The organism is Parabacteroides sp. HGS0025 (assembly GCF_000969845.1).
Taxonomy (GTDB): domain Bacteria; phylum Bacteroidota; class Bacteroidia; order Bacteroidales; family Tannerellaceae; genus Parabacteroides; species Parabacteroides gordonii.
Genome location: NZ_KQ033903.1, coordinates 1,418,901 through 1,436,989, shown reverse-complemented (window position 1 = coordinate 1,436,989; position 18,089 = coordinate 1,418,901). Strand labels below are relative to the sequence as shown.

Sequence of the window (18,089 nt, the reverse complement as noted above, 5' to 3'; positions counted from 1 at the left end):
AATTATAAGATTAAACAATTAGAATTGTACACTCAAACCAAATGTGAATGTACGCGGATAGGGGTAACGGCCACCGTCGAAACCGGTTTGCAAGACGGCTGCATTACCGACTTCCGGATCGCCGAATTTATTATAGCCGGAGAAGCATGCGAGGTTCTCGACAGAGGCGAAGATGCGTGCATTGTCCATGCGGAACGGCTGCAACCAGCGTCGCGGGAAGGTATAACCGATCTGGATGTTCGCTATTTTCAGGAAATCACCTTTCTTCACGTAGGCATCGGATGCTTTCATGTTTGTATTGTTATCGACGATGGTCATGCGCGGATAAACGGCATTGGGATTCGATTCGCTCCAGGCGTTGTCGATGTATTCCTTCAATGTATTCTGGATACCGCCGCCGGTCTTATATAGCTGGGTCATTTTCATGGCGGCATACGAGTTGATCTTCATACCGGCAACACCGTACATATAGATCATTGCATCCCAGTTCTTCCAGCTGGCATTCAGGGTGAGGCCGTAATTTAGTTTCGGGAAACCGTTCCCCAATACTTTCTGGTCGTTACCGTCGATATGGCCGTCGCCGTTCAGGTCTTTGTATTTATAATCGCCCACGGTGGTGGCATTTACCTGGTAAGCGTCGTATCCGTTCTCCTTTGCCAGGGCATTCGCTGCATCTACTTCGGCCTGGTTCCGGAAGATGCCTTCCACTACATAACCGTAATAAGAACCTACTGCGTGGCCTTCCATTGTTACGGAGTGGTTGGTCCAGTTATCGCCGTCGTCAGTGATCAAATCGCCGTTCGCATCGAGGTTATTATAGATAGGGTCGCCCACTTCGATTACTTTGTTCTTCAACGTAGAACCGGTCAGTGTAGCACCGAGGTTCCAGTCGCCGAAACGTTTGTTATAGGATACGCTAAACTCGAATCCTTTGTTCTGGATATGTCCGGCGTTGGTATAAACCTGTCCGTGTCCGGTAGACGGGCGCATGTTGCGATAAAGTAAAAGGTCTTTGGAGTCACGGATGAAGTAATCCATCGTAATGTTCAGGTCGTTATTAAGCAAACCCAGGTCCAGACCGATATTTGTCTGTGTATTCGTTTCCCATTTCAGGTTGGTGTCGATCTCTTTCAGTTGGGCGAAGCCGACTACCTTATTATAGTTGGAAGATGAACCGCCTAACTGTCCCCAGTCGTAAGCAATGCGGTTGGAAGAGAGTTGGGCAACGGAAAGGCTGGTCGCACTGCCTGCATTACCGGTTTGTCCCCAACCGAAACGCAGCTTCATGTTGCTGAATATATCCAAGTTCTTGATAAAGTCTTCTTCAGACAGACGCCATGCCAAAGCGGCAGAAGGAAAAGTACCCCAACGGTTACCCGATCCGAAGTTGGACGAACCGTCGCGACGTACGGTAGCGGTAACGATATAACGGTCCATCAAAGTGTACATGGCACGGCCGTACCAGGAGATGTAGCGCGTCTTCAGATTATAGCCGCCGTCACCGATACGTGAAGTCTGGTCGCTGGTCAACGACATCTGGCGGTAACTGTCTGCCAGGAAGTTGCTCGCATTGGAAGATACCCAATGGCCCCAGTAATTGGTGACCGAATTACCCGCCATGACCGTCAGGTTATGGATATCGTTCTTCCAGTTATAGGTGAAATAGCTTTCGATCTCGATGTTATTATCCTGCGACTGGTTCATCCAGAAAGAGTTGGTCTGTGCTGCGGTGATGGTTCGCGGATTTACGATGTTGAAACCGCTTCCGTCCACTGTCGACAGGGTATAGGAGCCGATCGTACGGAATTGTAATCCCTTGAACAGGTTCAGGTTCAGATAGGCACTGCCGACGAACTTGTTTTCATAGGTAGGGGTCTTATCTTCTTCCATCTTGGCGGCATAGGGGTTATCCTGGCCTTTCTGGATATCGCCTTCACCGCTGATCTGCATGAAAGCGTTGTAGGTTCCGTCTGCATTGACACGCCAATCATTGCTGATGAACTGGCCGGTGGTTTCATCCACATAATCCATAGTCGGAGTCAACGTCGCATAGCTGCGGAGGTTTCCGCCTCCCACCTTTTCGGAATGAACGAAAGCGACGTTACCGCCTACTTCGATAAAGTCTTTTACCTTGTGGGTTACATTGGCACGGGCCGTCAGACGGGAGAAGTTGGAATCCAGTATCACACCGTCGTTATTCAGGTAGCCGACCGAGAAAGTCGATTGTGTCTTATCGTTGCCACCGGAAACAGATAGCATGTAATTCTGCTGTAAAGCGGTGCGAGTCATAACGTCCTGCCAGTCAATGGTGCGCAGGCGGCCTGCATAGTCATCGCCGAAAGCTTTGTTCTGGATAGCGGCCTTATCGTTGGCACGTCCCTGGCGAACAGAGTAGGCAAAAAGGTCGGCATCGGCTACGTCCAGCTTACCGGTCATGTTCTGGATACCGAAGTTAGCAGAGAAGTTGAGCTGGGTTGCACCTTTCACCCCTTTCTTCGTTGTGATCATAACGACACCGTTCGCACCACGGGCACCGTAGATAGCGGTGGCGGAAGCGTCTTTCAAGACTTCGATGCTTTCCACATCGGCTGGGTTTACAAAATTAGCATTGCTGCCGACCTGTACTCCGTCGACTACATACAACGGATCGGCCGAGCCGTTCACCGTCGCAACACCGCGGATACGGATCGTCGCCGTCCCTTCCGGGTCACCCGAGTTTTTGGAAACCATCACACCAGCAGCAGAGCCCTGTAACCCTTGCGCGAGGTTCAGCGGATTACGTTTCATCATCTGTTCCTTGTCGACCGAAACAACGGAACCGGAAATGTCGCTTTTCTTGATCGTACCGTAACCGACAACGACTACTTCGTCGATCATCTCGGAGTCTTCTTTTAATACTATATTATAAGAAGTCTTCTGGGTTACTTTAAAACTTTGAGGATTATAACCGATATAGGAGACTTTCACCTCAGCGCCTTCCGGAACTTCCAGTTCGTACTTGCCATCCATATCACTGATTATACCGATCGTTGTACCGACTACAGCAATGTTCGCCCCGATAATTGGTTCGCCCTTCTCATCTGTAATGATACCAGAGATTTTTTTCGACTGCTGCATAGCAGTTGTGCTTGCCGGATTCACATGACCGTTATCTACTGCCGCATGGACAACAAGACCGGTACTAAATAAGAATGCAAATCCCAAAGACTTCAGCGTCAACAAAATTTTAACGTGTTTATTCATACTGAATTGATTTAAAGTAAAAAATAAATTTTTAACTGAAACAAAATTAGTTCATGTATCTCCAACATGAAGGAAAGAATGTTTCACGATGCGGGTAAAACGGTAAATGAAGAGGGATAAATTGTGTCTTTTATGGGGGAATTTTGTTTATTCCCCCGTTTTTACCTCCATCATTAATGGAAAAACACATAGATTTATCGATCTGATATATAGCTAATAAGGGTCGGCATAAACAATTCCGCGTCCATGCGAACCGACGTATACTCTCCCGTATCTTTTCGGATCTCCGGAGATGTGCAGCACCAATCCGTATTGGTGGTCATCATCATTGATACGTACCCAGCTGCGGGCCGCATCGTCGGAACGGAAAAAGCCGGATACTCCGTTCACGATCCCTGCCAGATATAATGACGGATAATCCGAACCAGGCGCGGCTTTTCCAAAACCGAAAGCGTAGATACGACGCACTTTATCCAGGGGAACGAATACTTCTCCGGGAAGGGCATGATATAAGGCCTCGAAAGCGGCAATCCACAGGTCGCCTTCCTTTCCCGGCGTAGCATACACACGGTCTTGCCCTCCCCGGCGATCACCACGGGCATTGCGTGCCTTACCGTCGAATGGTGCAAAAGGCAACGGACGAGACCGGAAACTAACACCGGCATCCATACTCTCATATAAAACAGCGGCAGAAAGATCGAGAGCGTAAAAACGTTTTGGATTGACACGGTCGGCAATCACACGGAGATTTTCAGGGATTCCTTGTGCAGTTGACCAGGTTATTCCCCGGTCATTCGTATAATAGACAGGCATGCGGTCGGGTGTCCATATCCAGGTTTGTCCGTCAGAAGAAACAGCGATATGTCCATTTTGAGCTTTTTCCTGAGGTAAAGAAACCGGCTCCAGCCAACTCTTTCCTCCATCCATCGAATAGGCTAGCGGCTTGCCTTCAGGGTGATGATGCGAAACAGTCCCCACACGAACAACCAGATCCGGTTGATCTTCTGCCCCGGTAATACCGGTCGTATTGGAATAATAAGGATCGGCATGGCTACCGGATGGAACGGGACGATCCAAATCAACATGGGTAAAGCCGCCATAATCACCTATCGCACAGATCAGTTGCGCACCCTGTTTCGGGCTATATAAATCCAAGGGAACAGTTTCCTCTATCCCCGTACTCATCACTTGCCACAGTGTCGGTTCATTTTTATCCATATTACCGAGATTGAATGTCTCCCAACCGCCATATCCGGTTGTAAACAGGGCATGATCGGGATCAAACGGGTCTATTTCAATATCGAACATCCAATGTAACGGGGTAAACTCCACATAAGGAGCTTTGCTGTAATCGAAGCGGGCACCTCCTGCAAAGACCGGTTTCCAGGTTTTACCTCCATTGGTAGTCCGGTAAATATCATCTTCCGCATACGAACCGGCGACCGGACGATTGAAGGTGCTGACAATAAGATGCTTCGGATTCTGCTGATCGACAGACACTGCGGCATATCCAAAAGCAGCCCCTTTATCAGGATCAGCCTTTACCGGAGAAATATCCTGCCATTTTCCACTGCGGGGATCATATTTCCAGACTGCCCCGTTATTCATCCGCATCGGACCGGGGTTACTGCCATACGTAATATACAGATAGCCGTCTTTTGAAAGGACCGCCTGAGTGGGTCGGTACTGTACCGGTTGTCCCACAAGCGGTTGCCAGCTTTCTCCATAATCATGGCTGACAAAGAAATTGTCGCGATCTTTTAGCGAAACTCCGATATACAAAGTCGAACAACCTTTACCGACTGTGCCGCCCGATGGATCAAACAAAACTAAATTAATACCGCAACCACGATCCTGCATCCACGGATTACCTCCCTCAGGAATAACTTCCGCCACATCCGGGAACGAACGTACCTGTTGCCAGCTTTTTCCCCGGTCCGCTGAACGCCAAAGACCATCCAGACGGGTACCCAGATAGATTATATCGCTATTCAAAGGGTCTACCATCATGCGCTCGCCATTACCGCGGCCATTTTCATTTCCTCCCATGGTAAAAGGCATGTCGGTACGGGTAAAAGTCCGTCCTCCGTCATTTGAACAAAGGACAGCCCCGTTCGTACTGCGGGTATAGGTTCCGCATGAAAGATAAACGGTTTGAGGATCATTGGGATCGACCGCAATACTCTCCACACCGACCAGATTGTTATCGTCATAAGTGATCCAGTCGAGCATAGAAACCCACTGTTGCGTATCCTTATCCCAACGATAGGCACCACCCATATCGGTACGGCAATAGCGTACGTCTTTTTCCTTCGGATGAAAAACAATCCCGTCTACAAATCCTCCGCCTACGATCTGAACACTTTTCCAGCGATAGTGTTCCACAGGAACGGAAGGGCGAAGCGATTGGGCAATAATTCCCTGGCTGCCCATTGACAGAAGGATCAGAAATCCTGTAATGGTCATTGAAATGGCTTTCATGGTAATTGTATATTAATGATTACTCTTTTTTCATGTAATCGGACGGCAACGTCCCGAATTCATCTTTGAAATATTTACGGAATAATTTGATGTCGTTGAAACCAACTTCACTGGCAACCTCGTTGATACGCATCTGACTTTTCTCCAGCAGTTGCGCTGCCCGTTTCATACGGATGGCACGAATCAGTTCGACCGGTGTTTTACCCGTTATCGAAAGTGTTTTCTTATAAAAGTTCACACGGCTCATCCCCATCTCCCGGCTTAACCGCTCGACAGAAAGTTCCGGATTAGCTATTTGTTCTTCGATATAGGCTATTGCTTTCCGCATCAACTGCTCATCCATCGAACTGATCGGGATATCGGCCAATTGAATACCGGTTTGCGATGATTGCATGAACTGCTTCTGCAACCGTTTCTTCATTTCTACCAGATGCTGTATCTTCAGAATCAACATATCCATATTGAACGGTTTGCCGATATAATCGTCGGCTCCTGCTTCCAGACCGGTCATTTTGCTCTCTTCTGCCGATTTCGCCGTCAAAAGGATTACCGGAATATGAGATGTACGGATATCCTGTTTGATCCGTTTACACAAAACGATTCCGTCCGTTACCGGCATCATCACATCGCTGACTACCATATCCGGAAGTTCTTCCAGGATAACTTTCCAGGCCTGTTCACCGTCGTCAGCCGTAAAGACATGGTATAAACCGCTCAAACTCAACTTCATGAATTCACGGAAATCTGCATTATCATCGACAATGAGTAAAGTCGGTTTATTCGGCTCCGTACGCATCTCCGTATTTTCTTGCTGTATCTGTCCGAGTATTTCGTTTTCCTCTGATATTCCTATTCTTTCCCCGACTCCGGCCGTATCCAGTTTATCCGGTGAAGAGATAATCTCCTGTATCTCCGGAAGTTCGATCGGAAGCGATACCGTAAACGTACTTCCTTTTCCAACCTGGCTCCTGACGAAGATCGCCCCGTTATGCAACTTGACAAACTCACGGCATAAATGCAATCCGATGCCTGTACCGACCACGGTTCCCGATTTATCTTCTGACGGTATCTGATAGAAACGAGTGAAGATCAAATCGTATTTATCTTCTTCAATCCCTATCCCTGTATCAATGACCTGGATCAATAACATGCTTTTTCCATCCTCATCCTGTTGCATGCTCAGGTTAACAGATATCTCCCCTCCTTCAGGTGTGAACTTGAAGGCGTTACTTAATAAATTGGATACGATCTTAAAAACCTTATCCGTATCGAATTTCATAACCAACGAAGGGAAGGAAGTTGTATACGAAAAACGAATATTCTTTTTCTCCGACAGTTCCTTAAATGAATAAGTAATATTCCTGACAAACAACACGATATCTCCGGAGGACAAAAGTAACTGGACACCCTGCACATCGATCTTCCTGAAATCGAGTAACTGGTTTACCAAACGTAACAACTGGTTTGCATTCTGGTAGATCAACTTCAGTATCATCTGATTCTCCGGGTTACTTTCGCTCTTCATCAGCTTCTCTATCGGTGTAATGATCAAGGACAAAGGTGTACGGAACTCATGGCTGACATTGGTGAAGAAGCGTAATTTCATCTCATCCATTTCATGAAGCTGGTTAACCCGTATCCGTTCCTGTTCTTTCTCGAATTTACGCTTCTGGATATGAAGAATACCCCGGATAATAGCGAACACGATAATGGCAGCCAGAATACAATATAAAAAGATCGCCCAGTTGGTCCCCCAGAAAGGAGGCATGATCGTTATCTTTAATTTTATCGGCTCCTGTCCCCAAACACCGTCATTATTTTCTGCTTTCAACAGAAAGGTATAGGTTCCGGGAGAAAGATTGGTATAAGTAATGTTCCGGTTTACCGCATCAATGGTAGCCCATTTTTTGTCGAAGCCTTCCATTATATACGAAAAGCGGTTCTTCTCCGGAAGAAAATAGCTAAGAGCCGCGATATTCAAAGAAAAACTACGTTCATCGTACTGCAACGACAACTCGTTGCAATAGCTGATATCATCTTGCAAGATGATACGCCCATTATATGGCTGTCCGGGCAAAATCTGATCATTCTGTACCAGGAAGCCCGTAACGGCAACTGTCGGAGGATAGAAGTTATACTTTATCCGGGAAGGATTGAAAACAGTCAGTCCGTTCGTTCCTCCGAAGATCAGTTCTCCTGAAGCAGAGCGGCATACACTGTTCCGGTTAAAAACGCGGCCCTGTACACCCTCATTTTCATAATAAGTAATACAATTGAACTGATATGTCCCGTCTTTCTTATAATACGGGGTTAGCTGGAGCAAACCGTTCTTCGTCCCAAGCCACAAAACATACGTATCATCTTCCCGGATAGACATAATATCGTTGTCAGGCAAACCATTCGTTTTATCCAGTTGATATAGTTTATCGTGGGAAGGGTCATAGACGGTCAGTCCGTTATTACAGCCAATCCACAACAGATTACGACTATCCCGGTAAACCGTATTGATCGCTTTATCATTGAAAACTTCCTCCCTGTTCACCTCCCCTTTAAAAGAAGATACACGCCCGCTTTTCGTATCGAGCATATTCACCCCCAACGAGGTGCCTATCAATAATTCATCCTTATTACCTTTTGATATGGAATAAATATAATCGGAGCCCAATGGATTCTCCGGGTCGCCCGAATGGAAATGTGACCATTCCCCCGTCTTGAGGTCCAGACAATCCATACCTCCTCCCAGCGTACCGATCCAGAGATTGCCGGCCTCATCTGCATAAAGACTGTAGACACTGTTGTTCGACAACTCTTTCAAACTGTCGGTCTGAGGACGGTAATGTTTAAAACGGTTCCCGTCAAAACAATCCAGTCCACCGACATAAGTACCGATCCAGAGATTACCGCTGGCATCATTTTCCAGACAAACAACAATGTTACTGCTGATACTCGACGGATCAGCCGGATCATGGCGATACTTGCGGTATTGCCCGGTAGTCCGGTTGTAATATAACAATCCGTTCCCGTTAGTCCCGATCCACAAATTTCCGGAACGATCTTCCAGGACGCAATTACAATCATTGATCTCCGCATCCTCAGCTTCCATAACCGGATAACGGAGCGAACGGAACTTAAAGATACTTTCATGATAATAGTTGATACCATTCTTGTAAGTACCTGTCCAGATAATTCCCGTATCATCCTTATATAAACTGATCACACTGTTTTGGCTGATACTCCGCAGGTCGAACGGATTATTCTTCAGGTAACGGATCGTTTCCGTCTTCTTGTCCAGCAGATTCAGGCCACCATGATCGGCAGCAATCCAGATCACACCTTCCGAATCTTCCTCCACTCCCCGTATCAGCGAAGAATTTAGGGGAAGAGGCGAAGAAGTATTATATTGTTTCCACCTGCCATTCCGCGGAGTGAAACGGTACAATCCCCCATAACTTTCCGGATCCGGATAAACCCAGATCTCGTTATCACTATCTATGAACAACATGAATCGTCTGGCTTTACACACTTTTTTCAGATGGCCGTTCTTCAAGATGGACTTTCCCTGCTGCAAATCGATCATCTCGATTACACCGGAGGTATGGATCACATATAGAATCTCCCCTTTCTGATAGACATCGCACACCTGCCCTTCCGACGGATCAACCGGATAAACGACCGCTTTCCTTGTGGAATAATCATAGGCGTACAATCGGTTATCTGAAGTACAGAATATCAATTGCAGGTCTTTCCCTTGAAAGACGCCTGATATATTAGCTGGCAAATCCAATTCTTTTCGGGCCTCATCCAACGTCAGAAATATATTTTTAACCGGATTATAGACCCCGACTTTTCCGTCTTCATAAGAGATCCACAGATTTCTGTCTGCTGTTTCCGTAATCTGGGTCACATAGGCTTCCGAAAACAATGCACCATCCACTTCATGCCGGAAGGCGCGGAACTCATAGCCGTCGAAACGGCTCAGTCCTGAACTCGAACCAAACCACATAAATCCTTTCCGGTCTTTATAGATACAGGTCACTTCATTAGACGATAACCCGTTGTTTACATCCAGGCGGTTAAACAGGATTTTATTCTCTACCCCTTGTACGAGAGTAATCGTATAGAGTAAACAAACAATAATATATATAAATCGTATTCTATTCATACAACAGTAATAGATTAATCGGTTTCATCTCCTTTATCCCTGATAACAGGTTTACAAACTTATCATTTTTTGTCTGTACAGATAGGGGATATTTGTAACTTTTTACGGGCTATTTTGTTATTGTAATCAGAATATCAGGGATAATAAGCATTATTATTCACCTATTATCATGATATTTACAAAATAAAACACAAGGATATAAAAGACCGTAAAAAAACAAGGATCAATATACAAAACCGGAACAAGCATCGTTATTATGTAAACTATTCCGATTAAATTTGTAAGAATAATAAGGTAACAAATATGGCAGTAAAGAAAGACAGAGTACTTTGGGCAGATGATGAGATCGATTTGTTGAAACCTCACATTTTGTTTTTGCAGGATAAAGGGTATGAAGTGGTTCCGGTAATCAGCGGGCAGGATGCAATCGACTGTTGCAGGGAACAATCGTTCGATATTATTTTCCTGGACGAGAACATGCCGGGCCTGACCGGTCTGGAAACACTCGCCCACATTAAGGAAATTAACCCTAACGTACCGGTCGTCATGGTTACTAAAAGCGAAGAGGAAAGCATTATGAACCAGGCAATCGGAAACAAAATTGCCGACTACCTGATCAAGCCGGTCAACCCGAACCAATTGCTTCTTTCCATCAAAAAGAACGTTCATAAAAATGTGATTATTTCGGAAACGACAACAGTCGGCTACCAACAGGAATTCAGCCGCATCGGTATGCAGATCAACGATTCGCTAACGACCGACGACTGGATGGAATTATACAAGAAGCTGGTGTACTGGGAGTTGGAGCTGGAAAGCAGCCAGGTACAGATGACCGATATGCTGCGGATGCAAAAAGAAGAAGCAAACAACGCTTTCGGTAAATTCGTAAAAAAGAATTATGTAAACTGGATACAGAACCCTGCCGAACGTCCTTTGATGAGTCCGGATCTTTTCAAGAAAAAGGTATTCCCTTTGCTGGACAACGATGAAAAGGTGTTCTTCATCCTAATCGATAATTTCCGTCTGGACCAGTGGCGTGTCGTCAAAGACCTGCTGGCAGAATATTTTACATTCGACGAAAGCCTGTATTACAGTATTCTTCCTACCGCCACACAGTATGCCCGCAACTCTATTTTTTCGGGCCTGATGCCTTTGCAGATAGAAAAGATGTTTCCGGACTTATGGGTGGATGAAGAGAGTGAAGAAGGAAAAAACCTGAACGAAGAGCCTTTGATCCGGACACAGATCGACCGTTTCCGTAAGAAATACACCTTCTCTTATAACAAAGTACACGACTCACAATATGGTGAAAAGCTGTTGAACATGATCTCTTCACTGACGCACAACCAGTTGAATGTCGTTGTCCTGAACTTTGTGGATATGTTGTCGCATGCCCGGACAGAAATGAAGATGATCCGCGAACTGGCACAAAGCGAAGCTGCCTACCGCAGCCTGACCCGTTCCTGGTTCCAACACTCAACCACCCTGGAGTTGTTCAGACGCATCTCCGATAAAGGGTATAAAGTGATCGTTACGACCGACCATGGAACAATCCGCGTCAATAACCCGATCAAAGTGATAGGAGATAGGAATACCAATACCAACCTCCGTTACAAAGTTGGTAAAAACTTGAATTACAACCCCAAAGAAGTATTGGAGATACGCGATCCGGAAAAGATAGGCCTGCCCTCTCCCAACCTGAGCAGCAAATATATATTTGCCATGAACGATGATTTCTTTGCATATCCGAACAACTATAATTATTACGTTTCCTATTATAAGAATACATTCCAGCACGGAGGTATCTCGATGGAGGAAATGATGGTGCCGTTTATTACCATGATACCAAAATAATTGAAAATTGAGAATTGAAAATTGAAAATTAATATACCTTTGCGGGTAGATTACAAATGATCAATAATCAATAGACATCATGAGTATTATCAAGATTGAAAATTTAGATACCATCCGCCAGGCAGCCAAAGAATTCATTGCCGGAATGGATGACCGTACCGTCTTTGCCTTCTACGGAAACATGGGAGCCGGAAAAACAACTTTTATCAAAGCGATCTGCGAAGAGCTGGGCGTAGAAGATGTGATTAACAGCCCGACATTCGCCATTATCAACGAATATCGCAGCGATACGACCGGCGAGTTGATCTATCATTTCGACTTCTACCGTATCAATAAGATCAGCGAAGCGGAACAGATAGGCACGGAAGATTACTTCTACAGCGGTGCCCTTTGCTTCATCGAATGGCCGGAAAAAGTTGAAGAGATGTTGCCGGGTGATGTGGTAAACGTAACGATCAGCGAAAACCCCGACGGATCACGAACCGTAGAAGTGAAATAACCGATGGAACCTACCGATTATTTCATACTAGCCATCTTCATTGCCCTGGGAGCATTTTCCCTGGTCGCTGCCATCTTTAACTTCGACTGGTATTTCGAAACCAGCGGAGCAACGACTTTCGTAAATAAATTCGGAAGAAAAGGAGCACGTATATTTTATGCTTTATTAGGATTAGCGTTAATTGGCTGCGGCACACTCGGTTTGATTTACTGGTAAAAAAATAATGCATCATAAACAAGGAACAGAAGTCTGTCTTAGGATTTCTATTCCTTGTTTTTCTTACCTTTGTATCCAACTAGTATTGCAATTGTATTTACCTGTCTAAATAAAAAACTTATGAAGCGAATTAATTGTATCCATTACATCGTAGCATGTATGCTACTTATGTGTTTTACTGCCTGTGATAAAGAGAACTCAACAATAGAAGATGAGATTCCCGCAGCAATCAAAAGCGACTTCTCCAAAAGATATCCATCTGCTGAGATCACTTCTTTCATGAATTATTCGGATGGCATCGACCAAATAAAATTTAAAGATCCGGAACAAAATGAGGCATTGATCTCGTATGTCAATGATAGCTGGAAAATGACCTATACAGAGATCAGCGATATCCAACAACTCCCCATTGAAGTTCAGACTTCTTTCCTGCAAGCCGGATATATTGGCGTACAGGACATTGAGATATTTAAAACAGAACGAGCAGGGATAACAAGGCCCCTTTACACATTACATTTCACGTATCCCTGGAAAAAATCCGACAACATGCAACATTATATTTATATCAATGACGACGGACTTTACTTGAGAACCCTTAGATGTACCCCAAACGATACACGCTGGTTTGTAAATCTGCCCGAAGACCATTTTAATTTTATACACGAAAAATATAAAGGGGCAGAGATAAGAGGATACATGAATGACGGAGAGCATGAATACTTCATCCTTCACAATGATACAATTAAACATGTTTTCTTTCATGGGGAAATAGCAACGGACAGAGGTTTCTGGAGAAGGACAGTGTATGAATTAAGCATGGATACTCCTATCCCGGACAATGTTGCCAAAGTATTAAAACATGACAACCCGGACTTTATCTATACAAACCTTTACTATATCGAATCTGAAGAAGGAAACTCATATCTTTTCCAGGATAAAAAACGTGATGACGAATTAGGATACACTATCGGCGAAAACCTCCAGCCTGCTGAAGAATAATACGACTTTATCACTTTCTATATAAAACAAAAAGAGACAACTGATGCATTAATGACCGGTTGTCTCTTTTATTTTATCCAATAATATCTTCTCTATTCCATCAACATAAAGTCAAGCTGCTTACGTTCCAGATTGGCATTTGCGATCTTCACCGTTACAGGATCACCCAGACGGAAGCGGCGTTTCTTACGACGACCGATTAGGCTGTATGTCTCTTCATCCATATCGTAGAAATCATCTCCTAAGTCGCGGATAGGAACAAGGCCTTCGCACTTGTTCTCATTCAGCTCAACATACAATCCCCATTCGGTAACACCGGAGATCACACCGTCGAACACCATGCCCAACTTATCCTGCATAAACTCAACCTGTTTATACTTGATAGACGCACGTTCAGCATTTGCCGCAACCTGCTCCATCGTAGAACAATGGTCGCATTTTTCTTCATATTTTGCCTTTACCACGCTGCGTCCGCCTTCAAGATAACGTTCCAGCAAACGGTGCACCATCATATCCGGATAACGACGGATAGGAGAAGTAAAATGAGTGTAATATTCAAAAGCCAGACCATAATGGCCGATATTCTCTGTCGTATAACGTGCTTTCTGCATCGAGCGGATTGCCAATGTTTCAATCAGATTTTCTTCTGGTTTATCATGCACTTCGTCCAGCAAACGGTTCAGGTTGCGGGAGATATCGATCTTACTGCTGCCTTCCGTTTTCATCTTATAACCGAAGCGGCGGATAAAGGCGGCAAAATTCTCCAGTTTATCCGGATCGGGCAGATCGTGGATACGGTAGACAAACGTTTTCTTTGTCTTTCCTTTAGGCACTTTACCTACAAATTCTGCTACTGTACGGTTCGCCAGCAACATAAATTCTTCAATCAGTTTGTTGGCATCTTTCGATTCCTTGATATAAGTACTGATCGGTTTTCCGGTTTCGTCAATTTCAAACCTTACTTCAAAGCGGTCGAAGTTAACGGCTCCGTTCTTAAAACGTTTTTCACGCAACTTCTTTGCTAATGCGTCCAGGATCAGTATTTCGTCTTTATAATCACCTTCGCCTGTTTCGATCACCAACTGCGCCTCTTCGTAAGTAAAGCGGCGGTCGCTCTTGATCACGGTACGTCCGATACGCGATTTCTTCACGTTGGCCTCTTCGTCCAGTTCAAAAATAGCGGAGAAGCATAACTTCTCTTCGTCCGGACGCAAGGAACATATCTGGTTACATAACCGTTCGGGCAACATCGGAATCGTACGATCCACCAAATAGACAGAAGTCGCACGGCTTTCCGCTTCACGGTCGATCAGACTTTCAGGTTTTACATAATGAGTTACGTCGGCAATATGCACGCCCACTTCCCAGTTTCCATTATCCAGCCGGCGAGCCGAAAGGGCATCGTCAAAGTCCTTAGCATCTTTCGGGTCGATGGTAAAGGTCAGGACTTTACGGAAATCCTCACGCCTAGCAATTTCTTCTTCCGGAATAATCTCCGATATCTTATTTGCCGCCTTTTCCACATTTTCCGGATAAGTATACGGCAGGCCGAATTCTGCCAGTATCGCATGCATTTCGGCTGTATTCTGACCGGCCACACCCAGGATATCGACCACTTCACCCAGCGGGTTCTTGGCTTCGTCCGGCCATTCAACGATACGGACAATGGCTTTATCGCCATTCTTGCCGCCTTTCAGTTTTTCTTTCGGGATAAATATATCGTTTGCCAGCGTCTTGTTCTCGGTGATGAGGAAGGCAAAGCCTTTCGTTACCTGCAATTTACCGACAAATGTCTTTTTCTGGCTTTCCAGTACTTCGATCACTTCGGCTTCCGGTTCAGCGCCCTTGCGTTTGGCAAACAACTGCACCTTCACTTTATCGCCGTCCATCGCATGTCCGGAATTCCGTTCCGCTACGAAAACCGGCGCACCACCATCTTCCGGTATAAACGAGTTTTTTCCGTTGCTCCGGCGTCCGAATGTACCGATCGCAGTGGTCCCCAGACCGTTATACCGATAACGTCCGCGGTCTATTTCTGTAATAAAATTTTCGGCAGAGAGATCATACAGCAGGTCTACAACCTGTAGCTTCTGCACCTGGCTCTCTACGCCAATCAGTTTGCTAATCTGTTTATAGTTAAATGGTTCCTTGGGAGAGGATTGAAATACGGACATAACGGAGTGGAGCATGGCTTCTTTCTTCATACGTTTAGCCTTGTTCTTCTTCGGTTTGTTTTCTCTATTATCCTTCTTCCCGGATTTGTTTTTCGTCATATATTTTTTGTAATTAAATGAGAGATAAATCATCTCTCTCACAAAATAAACAAATATAATCGATATACTGTTTACAAACAGGTTAAATTATATTGTTCACTTTGCCGGTTGTTTAAATTTGTAAGGCTCCGGCCCGCTTGCTCCGGGTTTACAAACAAAAAGACTACCGCTAAGGGGATATTCTTCCAGTTGTTGTTCCGAAAGTCCGGCCCGTGCCGTTGTTATGTAGAGCGTATTCATATCCTCGCCGCCGAATGCACAGGAAGCGACATGAGGAGCCGGCACCTCTACTTTTGCCAGCAATTCTCCCGTATAGGGATTGTAACAATAAACACCGAAACCTCCCCATTGGGCTACCCAAAGGTTATCGTTGCTATCGATCGTCATACCGTCGGGGGAACCGGTACCCGGACGCATCATAACAGCCACCCCGTCGAACAGGATCTCGGCCGTCTTTTCATCATAACGGTAACGGGCAATCCTTCCTGTTGCCGTATCGTTATAATACATGTATTTCTTGTTGGCAGACCATACGATACCGTTGGAGATCGTCACTTCATCCAACTTGGTCGTTACGGTTCCGTCAGGAAGTACGGTGTAAAGTGTTCCGGCGCCTTTAGGAGCACCGAATCCCATCGTACCGATCCACAGACGGCCAGCCGGATCGCATTTCCCGTCGTTACAGCGAACCTTTCCTTCGTGGTCGGGTATCGGAGCGATGGATGATAAACCGCCGTCGTTCAGGTTTACCCGTACGATCTCATCCTGAAGGGAGACAACAACCGTACTATCCGTTTCCGGCACTACGGTAGACACCATGCGGTCGAACTCCCAGGTTTTACAATCCTGCTTTTCTGGATAATACTCATATAATGTTTTGCCTTCGATATCCACCCAGAATAACGTATTTCTATCCGGATGCCAGATAGAACCTTCTCCGGTTGTCGCTTCTGCTTTAAAGGCTAAATTTGCATTGAGAACTTTCGGCTCGGATGAACATCCGCCTGTTATAAAAGGTATTGTCAACATAAGTATTCCTATTAAGTTTTTCATGGTAAATAATCAATTTCACTGCCTGTTATTAAGTGCAAATATAGCGTATTTTACTCATCAGCAGGTAATCGATATCAATTAAACGACCTTATTCGTGTTAAAAGTCCTAATCTTAGCTTCAAAGAAACAATCTAACGAATTAATTATGTAAATTTGCCGTTCAAACTAAAAATAACCGATGAGCGTAGTAATTAAAGAAGTTACCAGCAAAAAAGAGCTTAAGAAGTTCGTTAAGTTCAATATCGATTTATATAAAGGCAATCCATACCACATACCGGGATTGATTGAAGAGGAGATGGTTACGTTAGATAAAGAAAAGAATCCGGCTTTTGAAGTCTGCGATGCTGTCTATTATCTGGCTTACAAAGACGATAAGATAGTCGGCCGCATTGCCGGAATGATCAACCGCCGCAGTAATGAGGTGTGGAACCAGCAACGTGCCCGATTCGGATTCCTCGACTTTATCGATGACGCTGAAGTAGTAGACGGTCTGTTCAATGCTGTTGAAAAATGGGCGACTGAACAAGGTATGACTGAAATTCACGGGCCGATGGGATTCACCGACATGGATCATGAAGGGATGTTGGTTGAAGGTTTTGACCAGCTGGGTACAATGGCTGCCATTTACAACTACCCCTATTATCCGAAACATATTGAACGTATCGGTTACGAGAAGGATCAGGACTGGCACGAGTTCAAGATATATATACCCGAAGGTATTCCGGAGAAGCATCAGCGCATCGGAGAGATCGTAAAAAAGAAATACGGCCTGAAAACCATGAAGTTCAAAAAGACAAAGGAGATATGGCCGTATGCACAAAAGATATTCGAAACGCTGAACGAATCCTATGCACCTCTGTACGGCTTCGCTCCGCTGACACAAAAGCAGATCGACTATTATGTAAAAATGTATATTCCGATGATCCGCCTGGATCTGGTCACCCTTATTATCAGGGAAGAGGACGATACGGTAGTCGGTTTTGGTATCTCACTGCCCAGCCTTTCGCACGCTATGCAAAAAGCAAAAGGACATTTGTTTCCTTTCGGCTGGATACATTTGCTGAAAGCGTTGAAGACAAAGCCGAAGGTAATCGACCTCTATCTGACCGGCGTATTACCGGAATACCAGAATAAGGGAGTAAATGCGTTACTGTTTAACGATCTTATCCCCGTATATATCGGCTTAGGTGTCGAATATGCCGAAAGTAACCCGGAACTGGCCAGCAATAATGCCGTACAGGCTCAATGGGATTACTTCAAGCGTGAACATCATAAAACAAGAAGAGCTTTTATCAAAAAATTAAAATAA

General features: G+C 45.1%; 10 protein-coding genes. 5 read left to right on the top strand and 5 right to left on the bottom strand.

Going from position 1 to position 18,089, the window contains the following annotated elements; genetic code table 11:
- Positions 1 to 18 precede the first annotated feature (18 nt).
- The 3 genes from HMPREF1212_RS22355 to HMPREF1212_RS22345 all read right to left on the bottom strand — a co-directional run bounded on the left by HMPREF1212_RS22355 (position 19) and on the right by HMPREF1212_RS22345 (position 9,886).
- A complete protein-coding gene (locus HMPREF1212_RS22355) occupies positions 19 to 3,243 on the bottom strand; it encodes a SusC/RagA family TonB-linked outer membrane protein (RefSeq protein WP_052725085.1) in 3,225 nt (1,074 codons plus the stop codon).
- A 213-nt stretch (positions 3,244 to 3,456) separates the two neighbouring features.
- Positions 3,457 to 5,724: a beta propeller repeat protein gene (locus HMPREF1212_RS22350; RefSeq protein WP_232430182.1), complete on the bottom strand. Its 2,268-nt coding sequence runs from the start codon at positions 5,722 to 5,724 to the stop codon at positions 3,457 to 3,459.
- Between the two features lie 19 nt (positions 5,725 to 5,743).
- Positions 5,744 to 9,886 (bottom strand): hybrid sensor histidine kinase/response regulator transcription factor, encoded by a 4,143-nt coding sequence (locus HMPREF1212_RS22345; protein WP_082099964.1) that lies wholly within the window; start codon positions 9,884 to 9,886, stop codon positions 5,744 to 5,746.
- 303 nt (positions 9,887 to 10,189) lie between these two features.
- Here HMPREF1212_RS22345 and HMPREF1212_RS22340 point away from each other — a divergent pair, with 303 nt between their 5' ends.
- The 4 genes from HMPREF1212_RS22340 to HMPREF1212_RS22325 all read left to right on the top strand — a co-directional run bounded on the left by HMPREF1212_RS22340 (position 10,190) and on the right by HMPREF1212_RS22325 (position 13,454).
- Positions 10,190 to 11,740 carry a T9SS response regulator signal transducer PorX gene (locus HMPREF1212_RS22340; protein WP_010801006.1) on the top strand — a complete coding sequence of 517 codons (1,551 nt, stop codon included), beginning with the start codon at positions 10,190 to 10,192 and terminating at the stop codon, positions 11,738 to 11,740.
- 79 nt (positions 11,741 to 11,819) lie between these two features.
- Positions 11,820 to 12,239 (top strand): tRNA (adenosine(37)-N6)-threonylcarbamoyltransferase complex ATPase subunit type 1 TsaE, encoded by a 420-nt coding sequence (gene tsaE, locus HMPREF1212_RS22335; RefSeq protein WP_046151141.1) that lies wholly within the window; start codon positions 11,820 to 11,822, stop codon positions 12,237 to 12,239.
- A 3-nt stretch (positions 12,240 to 12,242) separates the two neighbouring features.
- Positions 12,243 to 12,455 carry an immunity 17 family protein gene (locus HMPREF1212_RS22330; protein ID WP_009860178.1) on the top strand — a complete coding sequence of 71 codons (213 nt, stop codon included), beginning with the start codon at positions 12,243 to 12,245 and terminating at the stop codon, positions 12,453 to 12,455.
- 120 nt (positions 12,456 to 12,575) lie between these two features.
- Complete coding sequence (locus HMPREF1212_RS22325; protein ID WP_046151140.1) at positions 12,576 to 13,454, top strand: hypothetical protein; 879 nt, start codon at positions 12,576 to 12,578, stop codon at positions 13,452 to 13,454.
- Between the two features lie 92 nt (positions 13,455 to 13,546).
- On the opposite strand, the gene rnr is transcribed toward HMPREF1212_RS22325, so the two are convergent.
- Positions 13,547 to 15,727, bottom strand: a complete 2,181-nt coding sequence (gene rnr / locus HMPREF1212_RS22320) for a ribonuclease R (RefSeq protein ID WP_046151307.1) — start codon at positions 15,725 to 15,727, stop codon at positions 13,547 to 13,549.
- A 96-nt stretch (positions 15,728 to 15,823) separates the two neighbouring features.
- Positions 15,824 to 16,756 carry an SMP-30/gluconolactonase/LRE family protein gene (locus tag HMPREF1212_RS22315; protein ID WP_046151139.1) on the bottom strand — a complete coding sequence of 311 codons (933 nt, stop codon included), beginning with the start codon at positions 16,754 to 16,756 and terminating at the stop codon, positions 15,824 to 15,826.
- A 202-nt stretch (positions 16,757 to 16,958) separates the two neighbouring features.
- Here HMPREF1212_RS22315 and HMPREF1212_RS22310 point away from each other — a divergent pair, with 202 nt between their 5' ends.
- Entirely contained in the window at positions 16,959 to 18,089 is a 1,131-nt protein-coding gene (locus HMPREF1212_RS22310) for a hypothetical protein (RefSeq protein WP_028730254.1), read from the top strand.